We start from the raw sequence: 19,616 nt of genomic DNA on the forward strand, positions 1-19,616 counted from the left end.
CTGCCGATCCCGGAAACCTACGCACCCGCTCGCGCCGGCCGGGCCCGCGCGGTCTCCGGCCCGCGCCGGCGGGAACTGCCGCCGGCGCGCAAGCGGTCGGACAAATCCGGTCGGTCGCGCGGCGCGGGCACGTCCCGCGGGGCCGCTCCGGCGCGGGGTGGGGGTGCGGCGATACCCCGGCGGTCGATAGATTCGGATTCGGCACGACGACGCAGCGCCGACGCCGGACGGCGGGAGGCGCGTGGAGCGTCGTCGTGGCGCACGACCCGGGCCTGGGAGCCCAGCTATCCGATGACACATGCGAGAGAACGAGGTAATTCGAGGTGACAACCGGCGAGAGCGGCGGCACGACGGGTTCCGGGCAACGGACGCTCTCGGTGATCGTCGCCGGTGGGGGCACGGCCGGGCATATCGAACCCGCGATGGCGGTCGCGGACGCACTGCGCCGGCTGGATCCCTCGATCCGGATCACCGCACTGGGCACCCAGCGCGGGCTGGAGACGACGCTGATCCCTGAACGCGGCTATCCGCTGGAGCTGATTCCGCCGGTCCCGCTGCCGCGTAAACCCACCGCCGACCTGCTGCGCCTGCCCGGCCGGGTCCGCGCCGCGGTCGCCCGCACCCGCGCGGTGATCGACGCGGTCGAGGCCGATGTGATCATCGGATTCGGCGGCTACGTCTCGGTGCCCGCCTACCTCGCGGCCGGTGGGGGAGTGCTGCGGCGCTCGCGCCGGGTGCCGCTGGTGGTGCACGAGGCCAATGTGAAGGCCGGGATCGCGAACAAGCTCGGCGCCCGCCGCGCGGCGCGTGTCCTCGCCGCCGTGCCGAATTCGGGTGTGCACGCACGTGGGCGCGCCGACGCCGAGGTGGTCGGAATTCCGGTGCGCGACTCGATCGCCACCCTCGACCGGGCCGGATTGCGCAATCAGGCCCGCGACCACTTCGGCCTGCCCCAGCAGGGGCCGGTGCTGCTGGTCTTCGGTGGCTCCCAGGGCGCGCGCCGGTTGAACGAGGCGGTGTCCGGCGCGGCCGCGCAACTGCTGGCGGCTGGTATCTCGGTGCTGCACGCGCACGGTCCCAAGAACACCCTCGATCTGGAGGGCATCGATACCGAATCCGGTCGCGACGGCGCGAAATACGTTGCCGTGCCGTATCTGTCGCGGATGGATCTGGCCTATGCCGCCGCCGACGCCGCGGTGTGCCGCTCGGGCGCGATGACCGTGGCCGAGGTGTCGGCGGTCGGCCTGCCGGCGTTCTACGTGCCGCTGCCGCACGGCAACGGCGAGCAGGAGTTCAACGCCCGCCCGATCGTCGCGCAGGGCGGTGGCAGAATCGTCGCCGATGCGGAGATGACGCCGAAGTATGTGATGGACGAGGTGATCGCGCTGCTCACCGACCCGGCCGCGCTGACGAACATGTCGGTCGCCGCCGCCGGTGCCGGACATCGCGACGCCGCGGATACGGTGGCGCGAATCGTGCTGGAGGTGACCGGACGGTGACCGGAGGAAACGAGACGGCCGCAGTGGGAGCCGCGGACCCGGTGAACCACACCGGGCAGGCTCCCGCCGAACTGCCGGAACTGTTGCGGCGGGTCCACATGGTCGGCATCGGCGGTGCCGGCATGTCGGGGATCGCGCGGATTCTGCTCGCCCGCGGCGGCGAGGTGTCGGGCTCGGACGCCAAGGAGAGCCGCGGCGTGCTGGCGTTGCGGGCACGCGGTGCCCAGGTCCGCATCGGCCACGACGCGAGTGCGCTGGATCTGCTGGAGGGCGGCCCGAGTGCGGTGGTCACCACCTATGCCGCCATCCCGAAGACGAATCCCGAACTTGTCGAGGCTAATCGGCGCGGTGTGCCGGTGCTCATGCGTCCCACGGTCCTCGCGGAACTGATGCGCGGCCACCACACCCTGCTGGTGTCGGGTACCCACGGCAAGACCTCCACCACCTCCATGCTGGTGGTGGCGTTGCAGCACTGCGGCTTCGATCCGTCGTTCGCCGTCGGCGGTGAGCTGAACGAGGCGGGCACCAACGCCCATCACGGCACCGGCGGTTATTTCGTGGCCGAGGCCGACGAGTCGGACGGCTCACTGCTGCAATACGATCCGGACGTCGCCGTGGTCACCAACATCGAATCCGATCATCTGGATTTCTTCGGCTCCGACGAGGCCTACGTCCAGGTGTTCGACGACTTCGTGGCCCGACTGGTCCCCGGCGGACTGCTCGTGGTCTGCCTGGACGACCCCGGCTCGCTGGCACTGGCCCGCCGGGTCGCCGAGCGCGTGGCGGCCGGAGAACTCGATATCCGGGTGGCCGGCTACGGCTCGGCGGAAACGGTCGACGTGCCGGTGCCGATGCAGGCCCGGCTGGTGGCCTGGGAGCCGCGCGACGTGGGCGGTGTGGCCACGGTGCACCTGGGCGACGAACCCGCGCCGCGCACGCTGCGCCTGTCGGTGCCCGGCCGCCATATGGCCCTCAACGCCCTCGCCGCGCTGCTCGCCGCCCGCGACGCCGGGGCCGACGTAGACGAAATCCTGCAGGGCCTGGAGGGATTCGGCGGCGTACACCGGCGCTTCCAGTTCGTCGGCCGGGAGAACGGGGTGCGGGTCTTCGACGACTACGCCCACCACCCGACCGAGGTACGCGCCGTGCTCGGCGCGGCGGCCGAACTGGTCCGCCAGGAGGCGGCCGACGGCGCCCGCTCCCGGCAGGGGCGGGTGATCGTGGTGTTCCAGCCGCATTTGTACAGCCGCACAGCCACCTTCGCCGAGGAGTTCGGCGCGGCGCTGTCGCTGGCCGACGAGGTCGTGGTCCTCGACGTCTACGGCGCCCGCGAGAAGCCGTTGCCCGGGGTCAACGGCGCACTGGTGGCCCAGGCGGTCACCAAACCCGTGCACTACCAACCGGATATGTCGCGGGTGGGCCGGCAGGCCGCGAGCCTGGCGCGTGCGGGGGACGTGGTGATCACCATGGGAGCCGGCGACGTGACGATGCTCGGCGGGCAGATTCTGGACGGACTGCGGGTACGCCCGTCGACGGGACGGTGAACACGGCGCCCCCGCCCGGCGGTGCCGGCCGGAGAGGGAGGTGGACATGACACGCCGCGCGACGATCGACGAGTCCGATCCGGACGCCGAGGACGAGTTCGCGGCGGACGGCGACAACCGTCTCCGCCGCGCCGGGACCCGCGCGCGGCTGCCCTTCGACGGCCGGTGGCGGCGAATCCTGCTGTGGGGCGCGCCGATCGTGGTCGTGGTGATCGTGCTGCTCGTGGTCGCCTACTTCACTCCCGCGCTCTCGGTGCGCACCGTGCAGGTCGAGGGGGCGTCCGCGGTGCCCGAACAGGATGTGCGCGCGGTGCTGCAGATCCCCGGCGGCCGCTCCATGCTGCGCATCGACACCGACGCGATCGCGCGCCGGGTCGCGTCGCTGCCGAAGGTGCGGGCGGCGCGGGTCCAGCGGGTGTTTCCGTCCACGGTGCGGGTCACGGTGGACGAGCGCACCGCGGTGGTGTTCTTCGACAGTCCGCAGGGACCGCATCTGCTCGACGCCGACAGCGTCGAATTCGCGATCGAACCGCCGCCGCCGGGGGTCGCGAAGCTGGTCACCGACCACCCCGGCAGCGCCGATCCGGTGACCCGGGCCGCGGTCGCGGTTCTCGATGCCGCCCCGCCGGCGCTTCGTGCGCAGGTGGGAGAGGTTGTGGCGCGGTCGGTTTCGGATATCGAACTGAAGCTGCGCGACGACCGCACGGTGGTCTGGGGCGGTACGGACGACTCCGAACGCAAAGCCGCGGTGGTGCTTCCGGTGCTGACGCGCCCGGGAACGGTATTCGACGTTTCGAGTCCCGATCTGGTAACGGTAAGATAGTGACACTCGTTGTGCCGTTGCGGTTTTCGACCGGCGGCCGGGAGTCGATGGCCGTGCGTGATGGCCGTGGCACCTGGGCCCGTCCGGGTGCCGCAGTCGCGTGCGGGGCCGGTGAATCCGCGGTCGTGCGGATATCGAGACCCGATCTCGGTGTCTGCGGCGGCCGTTCGCGGTACCATGCCCGACGGGCTCGGACGAGACGGATCACACAAGATTCTGACCCTCGTGTCGGCGCGCCTGCGCACGGATCGCGACGGGTGCGAATAGCGTTCCGCACCAGTCGGATACTTGACATAACGCCAACCCTATGGTTCAGGTTTAGGGTTTGTCCGAGTGAAAACCCGGGCGGACCGGGGACCTCGAATCGGCGCTCTGCCGAGAATCCGAAAACGACAGGCTTTGGATCGAAGGAAGGCGAGAGCCCATGACGCCCCCGCACAACTACCTTGCAGTGATCAAGGTCGTCGGTATCGGCGGCGGCGGCGTGAACGCCGTCAACCGGATGATCGAACAGGGACTCAAGGGAGTCGAGTTCATCGCCGTCAACACCGACGCGCAGGCACTGCTGATGAGTGATGCGGACGTCAAACTCGACGTCGGCCGCGAACTCACCCGCGGTCTCGGCGCCGGCGCGGATCCCGAGGTGGGCCGCAAGGCCGCCGAGGACCACAAGGACGAGATCGAAGAGGTGCTCAAGGGCGCCGACATGGTCTTCGTGACGGCCGGCGAGGGCGGCGGCACCGGTACCGGTGGCGCGCCCGTGGTGGCCTCGATCGCCCGCAAGCTGGGCGCCCTGACCATAGGTGTGGTGACGCGGCCGTTCTCCTTCGAGGGCAAGCGGCGCAGCAACCAGGCCGAGGCCGGTATCCAGGCACTGCGCGAATCCTGCGACACCCTCATCGTGATCCCGAACGACCGGCTGCTCCAGCTCGGCGACGCGGCGGTGAGCCTGATGGACGCCTTCCGCTCCGCCGACGAGGTGCTGCTCAACGGTGTTCAGGGCATCACCGATCTGATCACCACCCCGGGTCTGATCAACGTCGACTTCGCCGACGTCAAGAGCGTCATGTCCGGCGCCGGTTCGGCCCTGATGGGCATCGGCTCCTCGCGCGGCGAGGGACGATCCGTGAAAGCCGCGGAGGCGGCGATCAATTCGCCGCTGCTGGAGGCGTCGATGGACGGTGCGCACGGCGTGCTGCTGTCGATCGCGGGTGGATCGGACCTCGGTCTGTTCGAGATCAACGAGGCCGCCTCGCTGGTGCAGGAGGCCGCGCACATCGAGGCCAACATCATCTTCGGCACGGTGATCGACGATTCGCTCGGCGACGAGGTCCGGGTCACGGTGATCGCCGCCGGCTTCGACGGGGGCACCCCGGCCCGGCGCATCGAACCGGCGGGCAGAACGAATATCGGCGCGGGCCGAGCCGGAGACATCGGCCAGTCCACTACCCGCCGCGAGTTCGGCAGCACCCGCCAGCCGGAGCCCGAGCGCACGGCCGACCCGACGCCTGCGCGTGGCCCGGCCCCGTCCTACGAACCGCGCCCGGTCGCCGAACCGACCATCGCGCACAACAGCCGCTCACACATTCAGATGCCGGACGAGGACACCGATGACGTCGACGTCCCCGATTTCATGCGCCGGTAGCAGACGCCGATCTCGCTGCCCCCTCCGAGGTTTCGGAGGGGGCAGCGGCGTTTGCGGCCCGTGGAGGCCGATCGAAACCTGTGTGCCACGGAAATTCCGGTGGTCCGGCACCGGGCAGGGTCTGGTGTGGGTCGTCGGGTGTCGCCGTCGATGTCCCGGGGCGACGACGTGTGATACCGGACACCGCGAGGGGAGCCGTCGCACCCGGCGGTGGTGAACGCGGCGATCTCGTGTGGCGGCACTGTCGTGTGCATGAACTCGCACGCCGTGGGTACTTCGGCGGTCATGCTCGCGCTGTGCCCCGTTCCGCCGCCTCGCCACATCCGTTCCGGATCACTCGGCGGCGGGCTCGACTCCGAACCGGCGCGGCCTATTAATCTCGGAGATATGACACAGGCTTCGGTTCGGACGCGACGGGTGACGACCACGCGGGCCGGTGGGTTCTCGGTGGCGCCCTACGACTCGTTCAACCTGGGCGACCACGTCGGCGACGATCCGGAAGCCGTGCGCCGCAACAGGATTCGACTCGCGGAGGGCATCGGCCTGCCGCCCGGCCGCCTGGTCTGGATGGAGCAGGTGCACAGCCGCAACGTCGAGATCGTCGACGGCCCGCGCGCCGAACCGGTTCCGGTGACCGACGCGCTCGTCACCACCGTGCCGAATCTCGCGCTGGTGGTCCTCACCGCCGACTGTGTCCCCTTGCTGCTGTCCGACGACGAGGCCGGTGTGATCGCGGCCGTGCACGCCGGACGCGTCGGCGCCCGCATCGGCATCGTGCCGAAGGTCCTCGAGGCGATGATGTCGGTCGGCGCCCAGCCGCACCGCATCGGCGCCTTCCTGGGACCGGCCGCCGGCGGCGAGGACTACGAGGTGCCCGCCGCCATGCGCGACGATGTGGAGGCCCATCTGCCCGGCAGCGCCACCACGACCCGGCGCGGTACGCCCGGGCTGGACCTGCGAGCCGGCATCCGCCGTCAGCTGGAAGCGGCCGGGGTCGGCGCGGTCGCGGTCGATCCGCGCTCCACCATCACCGACGAAACCCTGTTCAGCCACCGCCGCGGCGCGCCCACCGGCCGCATCGCCGGGGTGATCTGGATGGAGGGGGAGCGGTGAATCACGCCGAATCCGAGGTCGGCACAACAGAATCCGGGCCGGGGATGCCGCAGTCTCGGGAGGCCGAGCTCGCCGCCGCTCTCGCACGCCTGGAAGATCGCATCGATGCCGCGTGCCGCGCCGCCGGGCGCGATCGGGCCACCGTCCGGTTGCTGCCGGTGACCAAATACTTCCCGGCCTCCGACGTGGAGATCCTGTATCGGCTCGGCCGGCGGGAATTCGGCGAATCGCGAGAGCAGGAGGCCTCCGCCAAGGTGGCCTCATTAGGCCATCTGGCGCAGATGCGCTGGCATATGATCGGCCGATTGCAGCGCAACAAGGCGAAATCGGTTGTGCGCTGGGCCGATACGGTGCACTCGGTGGATTCGGAGCGTCTGGTGAGGGCCCTTGACACCGCTACGGCGGCCGCGCGTGCGGACGGAGCGCGCGCGGATCCGCTGCGTGTGCTACTGCAGGTGAGCCTGGATCGCGATCCGGCGCGCGGCGGCGTTGTCCCGGATGATCTCCCGGCGCTCGCCGATCAGGTCGCGAAATCCGAGAATCTGCAGCTCGCGGGCCTGATGGCGATTCCGCCGCTGGGCGCGGACCCGGACCCGGCCTTCGCCGAACTGGCCGGTCTGCATCGCACGCTGCTGGCCGCGCATCCGGGCGCGACCGAGTTGTCGGCGGGCATGTCGGGCGACCTCGAGGCCGCCATTCGACACGGGTCTACCTGCGTGCGTGTCGGTACTGCTCTGATGGGCGCGCGACCGATAACCTCGCAGTAGCAAAGAAACCTCATCAGTCACATTCGAAACATATGCTTGGGGCTGACGAGGTCTGAGCAGGACTTCAACACCCCAGGTCAGTCGGGGCCGTAGGAAGGTCGACCAGGATGAGCGAGCGTAGCGAGCGAGACATCAGCGCAGCCACGAGCATGCTCGTGCTGGAGCCCAGCGTTAGTGAGGTGGGAGCATGAGTACGCTGCACAGGTTCAAGGCCTACTTCGGCATGGTCCCGCTCGAGGAATACGAAGACGACTACGTCGACGACCGTGGCCCTCGGGGTATCGACGACCGTGGTCCGCTGGGTGCGGACGACCGCGGTGTGCGCCGCTCGCGTTTCGACGACGATCCGTACGACGCCGGGCGCTCGCGTTTCGGCGACGACCGCTTCGCCGACGGTCCGGGCTACCCGGAGCCGGCCTACAAGGCGCCCTATCAGCCCGGCTACACGGTGCCGCGCCGCTCGGAGTTCGCCGACGAGTCCTACTCCGACGACCGTTACGAGCCCCTGCGCCGCCCGACCCGGATCGAATCCGCACCTTCGGGCCGCTCGCGCGGACTCGGCGGTGGCACTCCGATGGTGCGTGGCACCACGCACGGTGCGCTGGCGGTCGATCCCGAGGCCGAACGGCGGATGGAAGAGCGGCGGATGGAGGAGCGCGCCCGGTTCGAGCCGGCTCCGCGCCGCGCCCCCGTCTTCGAGGACGGAGGTCCGTTGTCCAAGATCACGACACTGCGTCCGCGCACCTATGCCGAGGCCGCGATCATCGGCGAGCGTTTCCGTGACGGTACGCCCGTGATCATGGACCTGGTCGAAATGAGCAACGCCGACGCGCGCCGCCTGGTGGATTTCGCCGCCGGATTGGCGTTCGCGCTGCGTGGTTCGTTCGACAAGGTGGCCACCAAGGTGTTCCTGCTCTCACCGTCGGATGTCGATGTATCGGCCGAGGAGCGCCGGCGCATCGCCGAAAACGGCTTCTACAACCAGAAATAAACCCCGAACCGGGTGCCGCGGCGCGGCGGCGGCCCCGGTCGGGTGAGCCGCGTGGGGGGAAAGGACGCCGGATGCACGGCGCGGGGAGTTTGCAGGACACCGAATCTGAGGCAAAGTGGACAGGTGGCCTTGTTTCAGGTGCTGTATGTACTCCTGTTCCTCTTCTGGCTGTTGCTGATCAGCCGAGTGATCGTCGAGTTCATCCGCAGCTTTGCGCGCGACTGGCATCCGCGGGGGTTCGTCGCCGTCGTTCTGGAGGTGATCTTCACGATCACCGATCCGCCGGTGAAACTGTTGAGGCGCCTGATACCTCCCGTGAACTTGGGGGGAATTCGACTGGATCTGTCGATTATGGTCCTACTTTTCATCGTGTTCATTCTGATGTCCATCGTCAGCAGGCTCGGGCAGCCGATAGCTCCGGTGTGACAGAATGGGCCGAGAAGAAGAGCTTGCTAGAAGATCTACGCTAGATCTCCGTACGAAGCGCGAAGGGATCCTTCCATGCCGCTGACTCCAGCCGATGTGCACAACGTCGCGTTCAGCAAACCGCCGATCGGGAAGCGCGGCTACAACGAGGATGAAGTCGACGCCTTCCTCGACTTGGTCGAACAGGAGCTCTCGCGCCTCATCGAGGAGAATGCGGACCTGCGCCAGCGGGTTGCTGAGCTGGATGCCGAATTGGCGGATGCCAAGAAGTCGCGTCCCGCGCCGCAGGCGGTGAAACCCGCGCCGCCGCAACCGGAACCGCCGAAACCCGCGCCCGTTGCGCCGCCGATGCCGGTGCAGGCCGCCGCGCCGGTGGCTCCCAAGGACAACTCCGCCGCGGATGCGAACCTGCAGGCCGCGAAGGTGCTGAGCCTGGCACAGGAAATGGCCGACCGGCTCACCACCGACGCCAAGGCCGAGGCCGAACAGCTGCTCTCCAACGCCCGGGCGAATTCCGAGCGAATGGTCAGCGAAGCGCAGACCCGCTCGGACGCGATGGTCGGCGAGGCGCGGCAGAAGGCCGATTCGCTGCTGTCGGACGCGCAGACCCGGTCCGACAGCCAGCTGCGCCAGGCCAAGGAGAAGGCCGACGCCCTGCAGGCCGACGCCGAGCGCAAGCACACCGAGATCATGGCCACCATCACCCAGCAGCGCAGCGTGCTGGAGAGCCGCATCGAGCAGCTGAAGACCTTCGAGCGCGAGTACCGGGTGCGTCTGAAGTCCTACCTGGAATCGCAGCTCGAGGAGCTGGAGAACCGCGGTTCGGCCGTTCCGGTCGACGGTGGCGAGGCCTTCGAGGCGGTATCGAACAGCCACGGTCCGGCGTCGTACGCCAAGGGTGGCAAATAGCTCGTCCCGGGTGCCCGCCACCCCGCCGATACGCGGGGTCCGGCGTCGCATGCCGCTGTGTGGTCGTAGTTCTGCCGAGCCGCCCGGCCCCTCGGGGGCGCTGCGGCCCGCCCTGCCCGCCTAGGGGGTGACCATGCTCGTTCTGACGCTCGTCCTGGCCGCGATCGGCTTCGCCCTGTTGGTGACGGCGTTGACGACCGGATCGGTGATCTGGGCGTGGGGTTGCATCGTCGTCTGCGTGATCGGTGCGATCCTGCTGCTGGTCAGCGCGCTGGCCATGCGTGAGCCCGAGGACGGCCCGCAATCGCGTCCCGGCCGTCATGCCAAACGCTGAGCGGGCACGGGTGCGGTGAACGGGGTGGGGAGCAGGGCACGGAAATAACGTTGCCCGCACTGGCTACAATCAAACCTGTAGATCGGCAGTGATCCGGCCATCACCGGGGAGCCTTCGGAAGAACGGCGCCCACCGGCGCCCAGTAGAACCGAACGGGTGAGCCCGTCACAGCTCGCAACGAGAGGTCCGCCCGCCGGAACATCCGGCCGGACAAGCGGGGTGGTACCGCGGCAGCGGCGCACAGGCGCCGACGTCGTCCCCGTGCCCACCGACTGCGCCGAACGAGCGCACTGGCACGAGGGAGACCACAGCCGCCATGGCGGACGAGACATCCACCCGCAACGCCTATCCCCGCGTCGACTTCACCGCCGCGGATGCCGGCTCGCGGCAGGGCGCGAGCGTGTCGTTCCCGGAGCTCGAGCGCCGGGTGCTGGACTACTGGGCCGCCGACGACACCTTCCGTGCCAGCATCGACAACCGCGCAGTGTCTGCGCCGGCGTCCGCCGAGGGGTGCGACGAGTTCGTCTTCTACGACGGGCCGCCGTTCGCCAACGGTTTGCCACATTACGGACATCTGCTCACCGGATATGTGAAGGATTTGGTTCCGCGGTTCCAGACGATGCGCGGTAAGCGCGTGGAGCGGCGCTTCGGTTGGGACACGCACGGATTGCCCGCGGAAATCGAAGCGGAGAAGCAACTCGGTATCACGGACAAATCACAGATCGATGCGATGGGCCTCGCGGAATTCAATGCCGCGTGCAAATCCTCTGTGCTTCGTTACACCAATGAGTGGCGTGACTATGTGACACGCCAAGCGCGGTGGGTCGACTTCGACAACGACTACAAGACCCTCGATCTCGACTTCATGGAGTCGGTGATGTGGGCGTTCAAGTCGCTGTACGACAAAGGTCTTGTCTACCAAGGCTTCCGGGTGCTGCCCTACAGCTGGTACGAGCAGACGCCGCTGTCGAACCAGGAGGCGCGCCTCGACGACGCCTACCGGATGCGCCAGGATCCGGCGGTCACCGTCGACATGCTGCTCGAGGTCGCGCCCGATCATCCGCTGCACGAGCTCGACGGCGCCAACGCGCTGATCTGGACCACTACGCCGTGGACGCTGCCGTCGAACCTGGCGATCGCGGTCCACCCGGACATCACCTATGCCCACGTGCGCGGCAAGGACGGTAAGCGCTACGTGCTGGCCACCGAGCGGGTCTCGCACTACGCCCGGGAACTCGGCACCGCCGACGACGGACTCGAGGTGCTCTCGGAGCACTCGGGCGCGGCGCTGGCAGGCCTGCGCTATCGGCCGCCGTTCGACTTCTTCCTCGGCCACCCCCACGCCCACCGCGTGCTGAACGCCGACTACGTGACCACCGACTCCGGAACCGGCGTCGTGCATCTGGCGCCCGCGTTCGGTGAGGAGGACATGGACGTCGCCTCCGCCAACGGGATCGAGGTCGTGCAGCCGCTCGACGCCGGCGGCAAGTTCACCTCGATGGTGCCGCCGTACGAGGGCCTGATGGTATTCGACGCGAATCCGGTCATCATCAAGGACCTCAAGGCCGCCGGAAAGCTGTTGCGGCACGAGACGATCGAACACTCCTACCCGCACAGCTGGCGATCGGGTCAGCCGCTGATCTACATGGCGGTGCCCTCGTGGTTCGTGGCGGTCACGAAGTTCCGCGACCGCATGGTGGAGCTGAACCAGCAGATCACCTGGGTGCCCGAGCACATCCGCGACGGCCAGTTCGGCAAGTGGCTCGAGAACGCGCGCGACTGGAACATCAGCCGCAACCGGTACTGGGGTGCGCCGATCCCGGTGTGGATCTCCGACGATCCGGCCTACCCGCGGGTCGACGTGTACGGCTCACTGGACGAGCTGGAACGCGACTTCGGCGTGCGCCCGGCGGATCTGCACCGGCCGGGCATCGACGAGCTGGTGCGCCCGAACCCCGACGACCCCACGGGGAAGTCGATGATGCGGCGCACACCCGAGGTGCTCGACTGCTGGTTCGAGTCGGGGTCGATGCCCTACGCGCAGGTGCACTACCCGTTCGAGAACAAGGAATGGTTCGAGGGCACGCCCGATCGCCCGGCGCACAGCCCGGGTGACTTCATCGTCGAGTACAACGGGCAGACGCGCGGGTGGTTCTACAACCTGCACGTGCTCTCGACCGCGCTGTTCGACCGGCCGGCGTTCAAATCCGTTGTGGCGCACGGCATCGTGCTCGGCGACGACGGATTGAAGATGTCCAAGTCGAAGGGCAACTACCCCGACGTCAACGAGGTGTTCGACCGCGACGGCTCCGATGCCATGCGGTGGTTCCTCATGGCGTCGCCGGTGCTGCGTGGCGGCAACCTGATCGTCACCGAGCGCGGCATCCGCGAAGGCGTGAGCCATGCGCTGCGGCCGCTGTGGAACGCGTGGACGTTCCTGCAGCTCTACGCCTCGAAACCCGGTGTGTGGCGGACGGATTCGGCGCATGTGCTGGATCGCTACATCCTGGCCAAACTGGCCGCGGCCCGCGATGTGATGACCGAGGCGCTCGAGGTCTACGACATCGCCACCGCCTGCGACGAACTGCGTTCGTTCGCCGACGCGCTCACCAATTGGTATGTGCGCCGGTCTCGTTCGCGGTTCTGGGAGGAGGACCGCGACGCCATCGACACCCTGCACACCGTGCTGGAGGTCACCTGCCGGCTGGCCGCCCCGCTGCTGCCGCTGATCACCGAGGTGATCTGGCGTGGGCTGACGGGGGAGCGGTCGGTACATCTGACCGACTGGCCGGGCGAGACCGAACTGCCGCGCGATCCGGAGCTGGTGTCGGCGATGGACGAGGTGCGATCGGTGTGCTCGACGGTGCTGAGCCTGCGCAAGGCGCAGAACCTGCGGGTGCGGTTGCCGCTGTCCGAGGTCACCATCGCCGCGCCGGATGCCGAGCGGCTGCGTCCGTTCGCCGATCTCGTGGCCGACGAGGTCAACGTCAAGAAGGTGGACCTGACCACCGATGTGGCCGCCCACGGCCGGTTCGAACTGGTCGTCAACGCCCGCGCCGCCGGTCCGCGGCTGGGCAAGGACGTCCAGCACGTGATCAAGGCGGTGAAGTCCGGACAGTGGCGCGAGGACGACGGTGTGGTCAAGGCGCTGGTCCCCGGCCGCGACGACGGCATCGCGCTGCTGCCCGAGGAGTACACCCAGCGCCTGGTGGCGGCCGAACCCGAATCCACCGCCGCCCTGCCCGGCAATGCCGGCCTGGTGGTGCTGAATTCGGAGGTCACCGAGGAACTCGAGGCCGAGGGCTGGGCCCGTGACCTGATCCGCGACCTGCAGGAGACCCGCAAGTCGCTGGGCCTCGACGTCTCCGACCGCATCACCGTGGTCCTGGAGGTGCCGCAGGAGCGTGCGGAGTGGGCGCGGACCCACCGTGACCTCATCGCCGGAGAGATCCTCGCCACCGCACTCGATTTCGGCGCGGCGGGCGCCGGGGCTGCCGACGTGGTCGGTGGTGTACGCGCGGCGATCGCCAAGGCCTGAGTACGCGCGCGAGTCGCGAAACGAGCCCGGTCCGCTTCTGGCGGACCGGGCTCGTTCGTTACCGCGCTGCGAATTTCTGCCCGCCTAGGGGAAAGAGCGGGTGCGAGATCGATGGGCCGCGTGGGCAGGTCGCGTCCGCTGTCAGGTCGGGGTCGGTCCCACGTATACCCAGCTAGACGAGGGTTACACATGGCCGTGGCGGGCGGCGACAGGTGCGAGCGGGGTGGGCGATTCGCCGATTCCCGGTATGACCTGGAGTGTGTCCTGTGAGGCCGGAGCGGATCACGGTTGCGGATTGGCACTTGTGGTGTGCATGTGACTTGCGCTAAAACAGCTATGTCACAGCAACCGTCACTCTTTAGTTGAGCTTAGGTGTTTTTCCCGGATCGACCCCCGCTGAAAACTGCACTACCAGGTAGTTGACCGGCTGAGATGCCCGTGGGGAAGCGGCCATCCCAAGTCCATGCTGTGTGCTGTGTAATCGCCGGTCGGCGTGCCGTGGTGGCTACATGTAATGAAGGGCGAGCACATGGCACCGTCATCCGTGCGCGGATCCTCGCGCCGCAGATCCACCCGCTATCTCCTGGCCGCGATCGCCGCGGCCGTCTCCGTATCGATCTGGGCGGGTCCGGCCACCGCCGCACCCGCCGACACCGGCAGTTCCTCCCTCTCCGGCGATTCCGGGAGCAGTTCCGGGTCGGGGAGCGGATCAGGCTCCGGTAGCGCCAGCGGTTCGGCGGCGCTACCGCTGCCCAGCCCGCGGGCGTCGATCGCCCTGAGCATCGCCGGTTCGCAGGCGGGCAAGCCCTACGAATGGGGCGGGACCGGGCCCAACGCCTACGACTGCTCCGGGCTGGTGCAGTGGGCGTTCCGGCAGGTCGGCATCATGCTGCCGCGCACCACCTGGGAGCAGGCCACCGCCGGCAGCGCCGTGCCGGTCGGCGCGATGATGCCCGGCGATGTGGTCATCGTGAATACCGACGGCTCGCACGAGGGCATCTACGCCGGCGGCGGCATGCTGCTCAACGCCTACGGGCCCGGCGTGCCGATCGGGCTGACGCCGCTGAGCGAATTCGACATCTACGCGATCCGGCGCTTCTTCTGAGCCGAGTGTCCGGGCTGCGGGATCTCGCGCCGCAGTCCGGACACTCGCCGACTACTCGGCGGTGTGCGTGCGTCCCGTCGCGATCTGCCGATCCGCTCGGAGGGGCGGGAGCTCAGACGCCCACCGCCTGTTCGATCTCCTCCTCGGCGTCGGAGTCCTCGTCGATGTCTCCGCGGGCTGCGGCGTTCTCGGGCATCGATGTACCGGGGCGGTGTGCTTCGACAGGCATTCCGCTGGTGACCGGGACGGCGGAGTGCGCGGCGCCGGGTGTGGCCGCGTGCGCCGGAACATGTGCCGTGGACTGCGCGTCGCGGCGGCGTTCGTAGACGCCGCCGACCAGCACCAGCACCACACCGGCCGCGAACCACAGCGCCAGGCTCGCGATCCGGCCGCCGAGGCCGCCGTTGCCGTCGAAGTAGAGCAGGCTGCGGGCGCCCTCGACGAAGCCCGCGCCGTTCCAGAACGAATGCAGGGCGCCGAAGAAGCCGTTCTGCAGTTCGGGTCGGTAGATGCCGCCGGAGGTGGTGAAGTTCAGCATCACGAACAGCACCATCACCGCGAGCGTGGTCCAGCGCTTCAGGAACGGGTGCAGGCCGATGCCGATGAAGAGGATCCCCGCGGCGTACAACCAGCCCATCGCCCAGATCGAGGCGTAGTCGTGGTCGACGACGTGGAAGACCGGTCCGGCGAGCACGATGCCGATCACACTCACGACGAACGAGGTGGCCACCGCGGTGAGCGCCCGCACGGCCATGCGCGTGCCCGCTCCGGCGACGCTGATCGCGGCGACGCTGCCGTAGGCGCCGATACTGAGCGCGACGAGCACGAAGAACAGGCCTTGTCCGGTCGGGTCGCCCGAGGCGGTGGGCGCGACGTCGATCGTGTGCAGCGGCAGATTCTGCTGGGCGGTGACGGCGCCGAACACGGTCTCGACGGCCATGGCGGTGGTGTCCGAATTCGCCTTGGCGACAAGCAGTTCGGGGGATTGCGCATCCGGGACGAAGGCGCCGGCCAGATCCCGATGCCGCAGCCGGTCGACGGCATCGGCGCGGTCGGCGAGCGTGACGACCTCGAGCGCGTCACCCGCCCGGTCCTTCAGCGTCTGGGCCATCACCTTGACCTCGGGGCTGTCGCCGACGATCGCGACCTGCACGTGGTTGGGCTCGGGCTGGTGGAAGGCGCCCAGATAGGCCAGGCCCATGCCCAGGCACATGAGCAACGGGGTCAGCAGATGTCCGGCCATGTGCCGTAGCTGGTGCGGAGACATGTTCGCCACTCCAAAGGTTGGTAAATACAACTATTGTTTGTTGTACTATACAACCATGAAGGGGTCGCAGCCATACCCGTCGCGCACTGTGGCGATTCAGACAATTCAGCGTGAGCTCACCGCGTTCGCCCGTCGCGCCCGTGGTCGCGCCGCGGAACTGCATCCGGAGCTGCCGCTGGTGGCCTACAGCATTCTCGATCTGGTGATCGCGCGCGACGGCTGCCTGGCCGCCGAACTGGCCGACTACTTCGTGCTCGACAAATCCACGATGAGCAGGCAGGTGGCGGCGCTGGAGAAGCAGGGCTACCTGGTCAAGGAGGTCGACCCGGCCAACCGCCGCAATCACGTCCTGCACGCCACGCCCGACGGCAGGCGCGTCGCGGCCGACTCCGAACGCGCGCGCAGTGCCGCGGTGAACGAGCGCTTCCGCGACTGGGACGATCGCGACGTCGCCCAGCTCGCCGCCTATCTGGAGCGCTACAACGCCGCCGACGGCGGCTGAACGCCGCACTTCCCCCACGCCCGTCCCCGGAGGGGCGGGTCGTTACACCGTGCTGGTCACTCTTTGCACAGCTCGCGCAGCAGCGGCCCGTACTGGGGATGGCTGAGCGCGGAGGCGAACTGGGCGACCAGATAGTCCGCCGGATTGCCCGTGTCGTACCAGCGGCCGCGAATCACCTGTCCGTAGACCGGGTTCGAGGCGGCGAACACGTTGATCGCGTCGGTCAGGTACACCTCGCCGGTGCGGTGGGTGTACCACTTGTCGACCTGCTTGCGCAGTTCGTCGACGATGCCGGGGGTCACGACGTATCCGCCGATCGCGGCGTAGGCCGAGGGCGCGTCCTCCGGCTTCGGCTTCTCCCGCAGCCCGCTGATGCGCATCAGGCCGGGCTCGAAGGAATCCTCGACCACCGGCACGCCGTAGCGCTGGGAGTCGGCCGGATCCATCGGCATCAGCGCCAGCACCGGCGAACCGGTCTTGTTGTAGGCGTCGATGAGCTGCTGCGCCCGCGGCACCTCGGCGACGAAGACGTCGTCGGGCCACAGCACCAGCATCGGCTCGTCGCCCAGCGTGCGGGCGGCGTTGAGCACCGGGGTGCCGTTGCCGTAGGGACCGTGCTGGTCCAGATAGGTGATGTGGCCGAGCCGGCCGAGTTCGCCGACCTCTTCCACGGCGTCGGCATAGGCGGACTTGCCGTCGGCGCGCAGCTGCGCCACCAATGCCGGATTGGGACGGAAATGGTCCTGGATCAGGGACTTCCCGCCGCTCACCACGATCGTGATATCGGTGATGCCGGAGGCTACCAGCTCCCGCACAGTGTGCTCGATCACCGGTTTGTCGCCGACCGGCAGCATCTCCTTGGGGATGGCCTTGGTCAGCGGCAGCAGGCGGGAGCCGATGCCGGCGGCTGGGATCACTGCCTTGCGGATGGTCATGAACCGATCATCACACACTTCCGCCGCCGGATATGTCGGTCCCCACGCGTAGATTTCCGGGTATGCACTCTGTCCCCGATGCGGCTACCAGAGGTCTCGTGCCTGGTCAGCGCGCATCCGCCGGGGTCGGTACGGGTGCCAGGGGTGGGCCGGCCGTGCATCTGCACGCACAGGAATCCGACAGCAATTTCGGCGCCGACACGGTCGCGGCGCGCCGCTGGGTGCTGCACATCGATATGGACGCCTTCTTCGCCTCGGTCGAACAGCTGACCCGCCCGACGCTGCGCGGCCGGCCCGTACTCGTGGGCGGGATGGGCGGCCGCGGCGTGGTCGCGGGCGCCAGCTACGAGGCGCGGGTCTTCGGCGCCCGGTCGGCGATGCCCATGCATCAGGCGCGCCGGCTGGTCGGCGTCACCGCCGTGGTGATCCCGCCGCGCGGGGTGGTCTACGGCGAAGTCAGCGGGCAGGTCTTCGAAACCCTGCGGTCGTGGATTCCGGTGCTCGAGACGCTGTCGTTCGACGAGGCGTTCGGTGAACCCGCCGAACTCGCCGGCGCCGATGTCCGGCGGGTGCGCGAATTCTGCGAGCAGCTGCGGCAATCGGTGCGGGAGCGAACCGGGCTGGTGGCCTCGGTCGGCGCCGGTACCGGCAAACAACTGGCCAAGATCGCCTCGGGACTCGCGAAACCCGATGGGGTGCGGGTGATTTCACCGGCCGAACAGCAGGCGCTGCTGGCCGGGCTGCCGGTGCGCAAACTGTGGGGTATCGGGCCGGTGGCCGAACATCGGCTGCGGTCGGTGGGCATCGAAACCGTCGGTGCGTTCGCGGCGCTGCCCGAGCCGGAGGCGGTCTCGCTGCTCGGCGGCAGTGTCGGCGCGGCGCTGCATCGGCTCGCCCGCGGGATCGACGAACGACCCGTCGCCGAGCGGGCCGAGGCCAAACAGATCAGCGCCGAAACCACCTACGAGACCGACATCGTCACGCTGGCGCAGCTGCGCCCGGCGATCGAGGCGATGGCCCAGGCCGCACACCGGCGGCTGCTGCGCGACGGCCGCGCGGCCCGCACGGTGGTCCTGAAATTGAAGAAGGGCGATATGAGCATCGTGACGCGTTCGCTCACGTTGCCCTACGCCACCACCGATCCGGCCACGCTCACCGCCGCGGCTCAGCGCTCGGCCATCGATCCCGTCGAACTGGGCTCGATCCGGTTGGTGGGCGTGGGATTCGGCGGTTTGTCCGCGGTGCGGCAGGAATCACTGTTCCCCGAACTCGACCGCGACACCGGTGCGGTGGGCGCCGCGATCTTCGAAGAGCCGATCGCCGCGTCGGCGCCGGCGGCCGAGCCCGTGGTGCCGCCGCCGACGCGTTCCTACACCACCGAGTTCTGGTATCCCGGACGCGATGTCGGCCATCCCCGGTATGGCCACGGCTGGGTACAGGGCAGCGGGCACGGCCGGGTCACCGTCCGATTCGAGACCCGCTCGACAGGGCCGGGACCGGCGTATACGTTCGCTGCCGACGATGACGATCTCACCCCGGCCGATCCGCTCCTTAGTCTTCGTTGAAATTTGGCGGGTAGCGTGAGGCCACTCGTGCACTGCCGCCGGTCGGGTGGGAGCTGTCACGTGAACGGAACCAGACCAACTCGAACGCAAAGGACGAGCATTGAAGCTTCAGATGACTGGACGCATCGCGGTCGCCACCCTGGCAGTCGTGGCTGCGCTCGGCATGTCGGCCTGCGGCAGCGGTGACAAGCACTCGAGCCACAAGTCCACCACGACCAAGGCCGCCGCCACCTCGGCTGCCAACGTGCCGCCGGTGCCCACGGTCGCCGATCTGAACTCGGAGTTGGCGCAGGCGCTGGACCCGGGCGTGCCGGCCGCGCAGAAGGCGCAGTGGCTCGAGGACGGTCAGGACGCCCTGGCCAAGGACCCCGAGATGATGCAGAAGCTGACCGACGCCTACCAGCAGAACAACGCCAAGATCAACGTCACCGATGTGGCGTATCTCGGCGGCGACACGCTGACCGCGAAGGTGGACTTCTCCGTCAACGGCGGTGCGCCGACCAAGGCCGACGTGCCGTTCGTCGCCCAGGACAACAGCTGGAAGCTGCAGAAGAGCTGGGCCTGCGCCGGACTGAAGAACCTGGGCCAGCAGTCGCCCGCGTGCGAGTAGTTCTCGTCGTACCGGCCCGGGCCGGCGTTCCGCGCGGAACGCC

At 68.8% G+C, this 19,616-nt stretch carries 17 protein-coding genes; 15 read left to right on the top strand and 2 right to left on the bottom strand.

The annotated features are described in order from the left end of the window. Positions 1-323 precede the first annotated feature (323 nt). The 12 genes from murG to NN2_RS29745 all read left to right on the top strand — a co-directional run bounded on the left by murG (position 324) and on the right by NN2_RS29745 (position 14,694). Positions 324-1,499, top strand: coding sequence for an undecaprenyldiphospho-muramoylpentapeptide beta-N-acetylglucosaminyltransferase (gene murG, locus NN2_RS29685; protein WP_063017878.1), 1,176 nt, complete (start codon positions 324-326; stop codon positions 1,497-1,499). A gap of 98 nt (positions 1,500-1,597) precedes the next feature. Continuing rightward, positions 1,598-3,043: a UDP-N-acetylmuramate--L-alanine ligase gene (murC, locus tag NN2_RS29690; RefSeq protein ID WP_063017892.1), complete on the top strand. Its 1,446-nt coding sequence runs from the start codon at positions 1,598-1,600 to the stop codon at positions 3,041-3,043. A gap of 46 nt (positions 3,044-3,089) precedes the next feature. Further along, on the top strand, positions 3,090-3,866 hold the full coding sequence (locus tag NN2_RS29695) for a cell division protein FtsQ/DivIB (RefSeq protein WP_082857377.1): 777 nt from the start codon (positions 3,090-3,092) through the stop codon (positions 3,864-3,866). Positions 3,867-4,290: 424 nt separating this feature from the next. Further along, positions 4,291-5,511 carry a cell division protein FtsZ gene (gene ftsZ, locus NN2_RS29705; protein ID WP_063017882.1) on the top strand — a complete coding sequence of 407 codons (1,221 nt, stop codon included), beginning with the start codon at positions 4,291-4,293 and terminating at the stop codon, positions 5,509-5,511. Positions 5,512-5,898: 387 nt separating this feature from the next. Further along, complete coding sequence (gene pgeF / locus NN2_RS29710) at positions 5,899-6,624, top strand: peptidoglycan editing factor PgeF (protein ID WP_030514709.1); 726 nt, start codon at positions 5,899-5,901, stop codon at positions 6,622-6,624. A gap of 44 nt (positions 6,625-6,668) precedes the next feature. Further along, on the top strand, positions 6,669-7,391 hold the full coding sequence (locus NN2_RS29715) for a YggS family pyridoxal phosphate-dependent enzyme (RefSeq protein WP_063017897.1): 723 nt from the start codon (positions 6,669-6,671) through the stop codon (positions 7,389-7,391). A gap of 187 nt (positions 7,392-7,578) precedes the next feature. Next, positions 7,579-8,382, top strand: coding sequence for a cell division protein SepF (locus NN2_RS29720; protein ID WP_063017884.1), 804 nt, complete (start codon positions 7,579-7,581; stop codon positions 8,380-8,382). Positions 8,383-8,505: 123 nt separating this feature from the next. Further along, the gene (locus NN2_RS29725) at positions 8,506-8,808 is read left to right on the top strand and encodes a YggT family protein (protein WP_030514706.1); all 303 of its coding nucleotides are present in this window, start codon (positions 8,506-8,508) and stop codon (positions 8,806-8,808) included. 75 nt (positions 8,809-8,883) lie between these two features. Further along, entirely contained in the window at positions 8,884-9,717 is an 834-nt protein-coding gene (gene wag31 / locus NN2_RS29730) for a DivIVA-like cell division protein Wag31 (RefSeq protein ID WP_030514705.1), read from the top strand. A gap of 133 nt (positions 9,718-9,850) precedes the next feature. Then, positions 9,851-10,051: a hypothetical protein gene (locus NN2_RS29735; protein ID WP_030514704.1), complete on the top strand. Its 201-nt coding sequence runs from the start codon at positions 9,851-9,853 to the stop codon at positions 10,049-10,051. Between the two features lie 316 nt (positions 10,052-10,367). Next, complete coding sequence (gene ileS / locus NN2_RS29740) at positions 10,368-13,589, top strand: isoleucine--tRNA ligase (protein WP_063017886.1); 3,222 nt, start codon at positions 10,368-10,370, stop codon at positions 13,587-13,589. Positions 13,590-14,118: 529 nt separating this feature from the next. Continuing rightward, positions 14,119-14,694, top strand: a complete 576-nt coding sequence (locus tag NN2_RS29745) for a C40 family peptidase (protein ID WP_063017899.1) — start codon at positions 14,119-14,121, stop codon at positions 14,692-14,694. Between the two features lie 112 nt (positions 14,695-14,806). On the opposite strand, the gene NN2_RS29750 is transcribed toward NN2_RS29745, so the two are convergent. Continuing rightward, positions 14,807-15,961 (bottom strand): ABC transporter permease, encoded by a 1,155-nt coding sequence (locus NN2_RS29750; protein WP_063017901.1) that lies wholly within the window; start codon positions 15,959-15,961, stop codon positions 14,807-14,809. A gap of 88 nt (positions 15,962-16,049) precedes the next feature. On the opposite strand from NN2_RS29750, the gene NN2_RS29755 reads away from it, so the two are divergent. Continuing rightward, on the top strand, positions 16,050-16,463 hold the full coding sequence (locus tag NN2_RS29755; protein WP_036523975.1) for a MarR family winged helix-turn-helix transcriptional regulator: 414 nt from the start codon (positions 16,050-16,052) through the stop codon (positions 16,461-16,463). Positions 16,464-16,519: 56 nt separating this feature from the next. On the opposite strand, the gene NN2_RS29760 is transcribed toward NN2_RS29755, so the two are convergent. Then, on the bottom strand, positions 16,520-17,398 hold the full coding sequence (locus NN2_RS29760; protein ID WP_063017888.1) for a UTP--glucose-1-phosphate uridylyltransferase: 879 nt from the start codon (positions 17,396-17,398) through the stop codon (positions 16,520-16,522). Positions 17,399-17,634: 236 nt separating this feature from the next. Here NN2_RS29760 and NN2_RS29765 point away from each other — a divergent pair, with 236 nt between their 5' ends. After that, positions 17,635-18,963 carry a DNA polymerase IV gene (locus NN2_RS29765; protein ID WP_228818057.1) on the top strand — a complete coding sequence of 443 codons (1,329 nt, stop codon included), beginning with the start codon at positions 17,635-17,637 and terminating at the stop codon, positions 18,961-18,963. Positions 18,964-19,075: 112 nt separating this feature from the next. Then, complete coding sequence (locus NN2_RS29770; protein WP_104363133.1) at positions 19,076-19,573, top strand: WKL family lipoprotein; 498 nt, start codon at positions 19,076-19,078, stop codon at positions 19,571-19,573. The last annotated feature ends 43 nt before the right edge of the window (positions 19,574-19,616 follow it).

Source organism: Nocardia nova NBRC 15556 (assembly GCF_001613005.1).
Lineage (GTDB): Bacteria > Actinomycetota > Actinomycetes > Mycobacteriales > Mycobacteriaceae > Nocardia > Nocardia nova.

Excerpts from the sequence above, each read along its gene's own strand:
- murC (WP_063017892.1), top strand. The coding sequence starts at position 1,598 with ATGGTCGGCATCGGCGGTGCCGGCATGTCGGGGATCGCGCGGATTCTG.
- NN2_RS29695 (WP_082857377.1), top strand. The coding sequence starts at position 3,090 with ATGACACGCCGCGCGACGATCGACGAGTCCGATCCGGACGCCGAGGAC.
- ftsZ (WP_063017882.1), top strand. The coding sequence starts at position 4,291 with ATGACGCCCCCGCACAACTACCTTGCAGTGATCAAGGTCGTCGGTATC.
- pgeF (WP_030514709.1), top strand. The coding sequence starts at position 5,899 with ATGACACAGGCTTCGGTTCGGACGCGACGGGTGACGACCACGCGGGCC.
- NN2_RS29715 (WP_063017897.1), top strand. The coding sequence starts at position 6,669 with ATGCCGCAGTCTCGGGAGGCCGAGCTCGCCGCCGCTCTCGCACGCCTG.
- NN2_RS29720 (WP_063017884.1), top strand. The coding sequence starts at position 7,579 with ATGAGTACGCTGCACAGGTTCAAGGCCTACTTCGGCATGGTCCCGCTC.
- wag31 (WP_030514705.1), top strand. The coding sequence starts at position 8,884 with ATGCCGCTGACTCCAGCCGATGTGCACAACGTCGCGTTCAGCAAACCG.
- NN2_RS29735 (WP_030514704.1), top strand. The coding sequence starts at position 9,851 with ATGCTCGTTCTGACGCTCGTCCTGGCCGCGATCGGCTTCGCCCTGTTG.
- ileS (WP_063017886.1), top strand. The coding sequence starts at position 10,368 with ATGGCGGACGAGACATCCACCCGCAACGCCTATCCCCGCGTCGACTTC.
- NN2_RS29745 (WP_063017899.1), top strand. The coding sequence starts at position 14,119 with ATGGCACCGTCATCCGTGCGCGGATCCTCGCGCCGCAGATCCACCCGC.
- NN2_RS29750 (WP_063017901.1), bottom strand. The coding sequence starts at position 15,961 with ATGTCTCCGCACCAGCTACGGCACATGGCCGGACATCTGCTGACCCCG.
- NN2_RS29760 (WP_063017888.1), bottom strand. The coding sequence starts at position 17,398 with ATGACCATCCGCAAGGCAGTGATCCCAGCCGCCGGCATCGGCTCCCGC.
- NN2_RS29765 (WP_228818057.1), top strand. The coding sequence starts at position 17,635 with ATGGACGCCTTCTTCGCCTCGGTCGAACAGCTGACCCGCCCGACGCTG.
- NN2_RS29770 (WP_104363133.1), top strand. The coding sequence starts at position 19,076 with ATGACTGGACGCATCGCGGTCGCCACCCTGGCAGTCGTGGCTGCGCTC.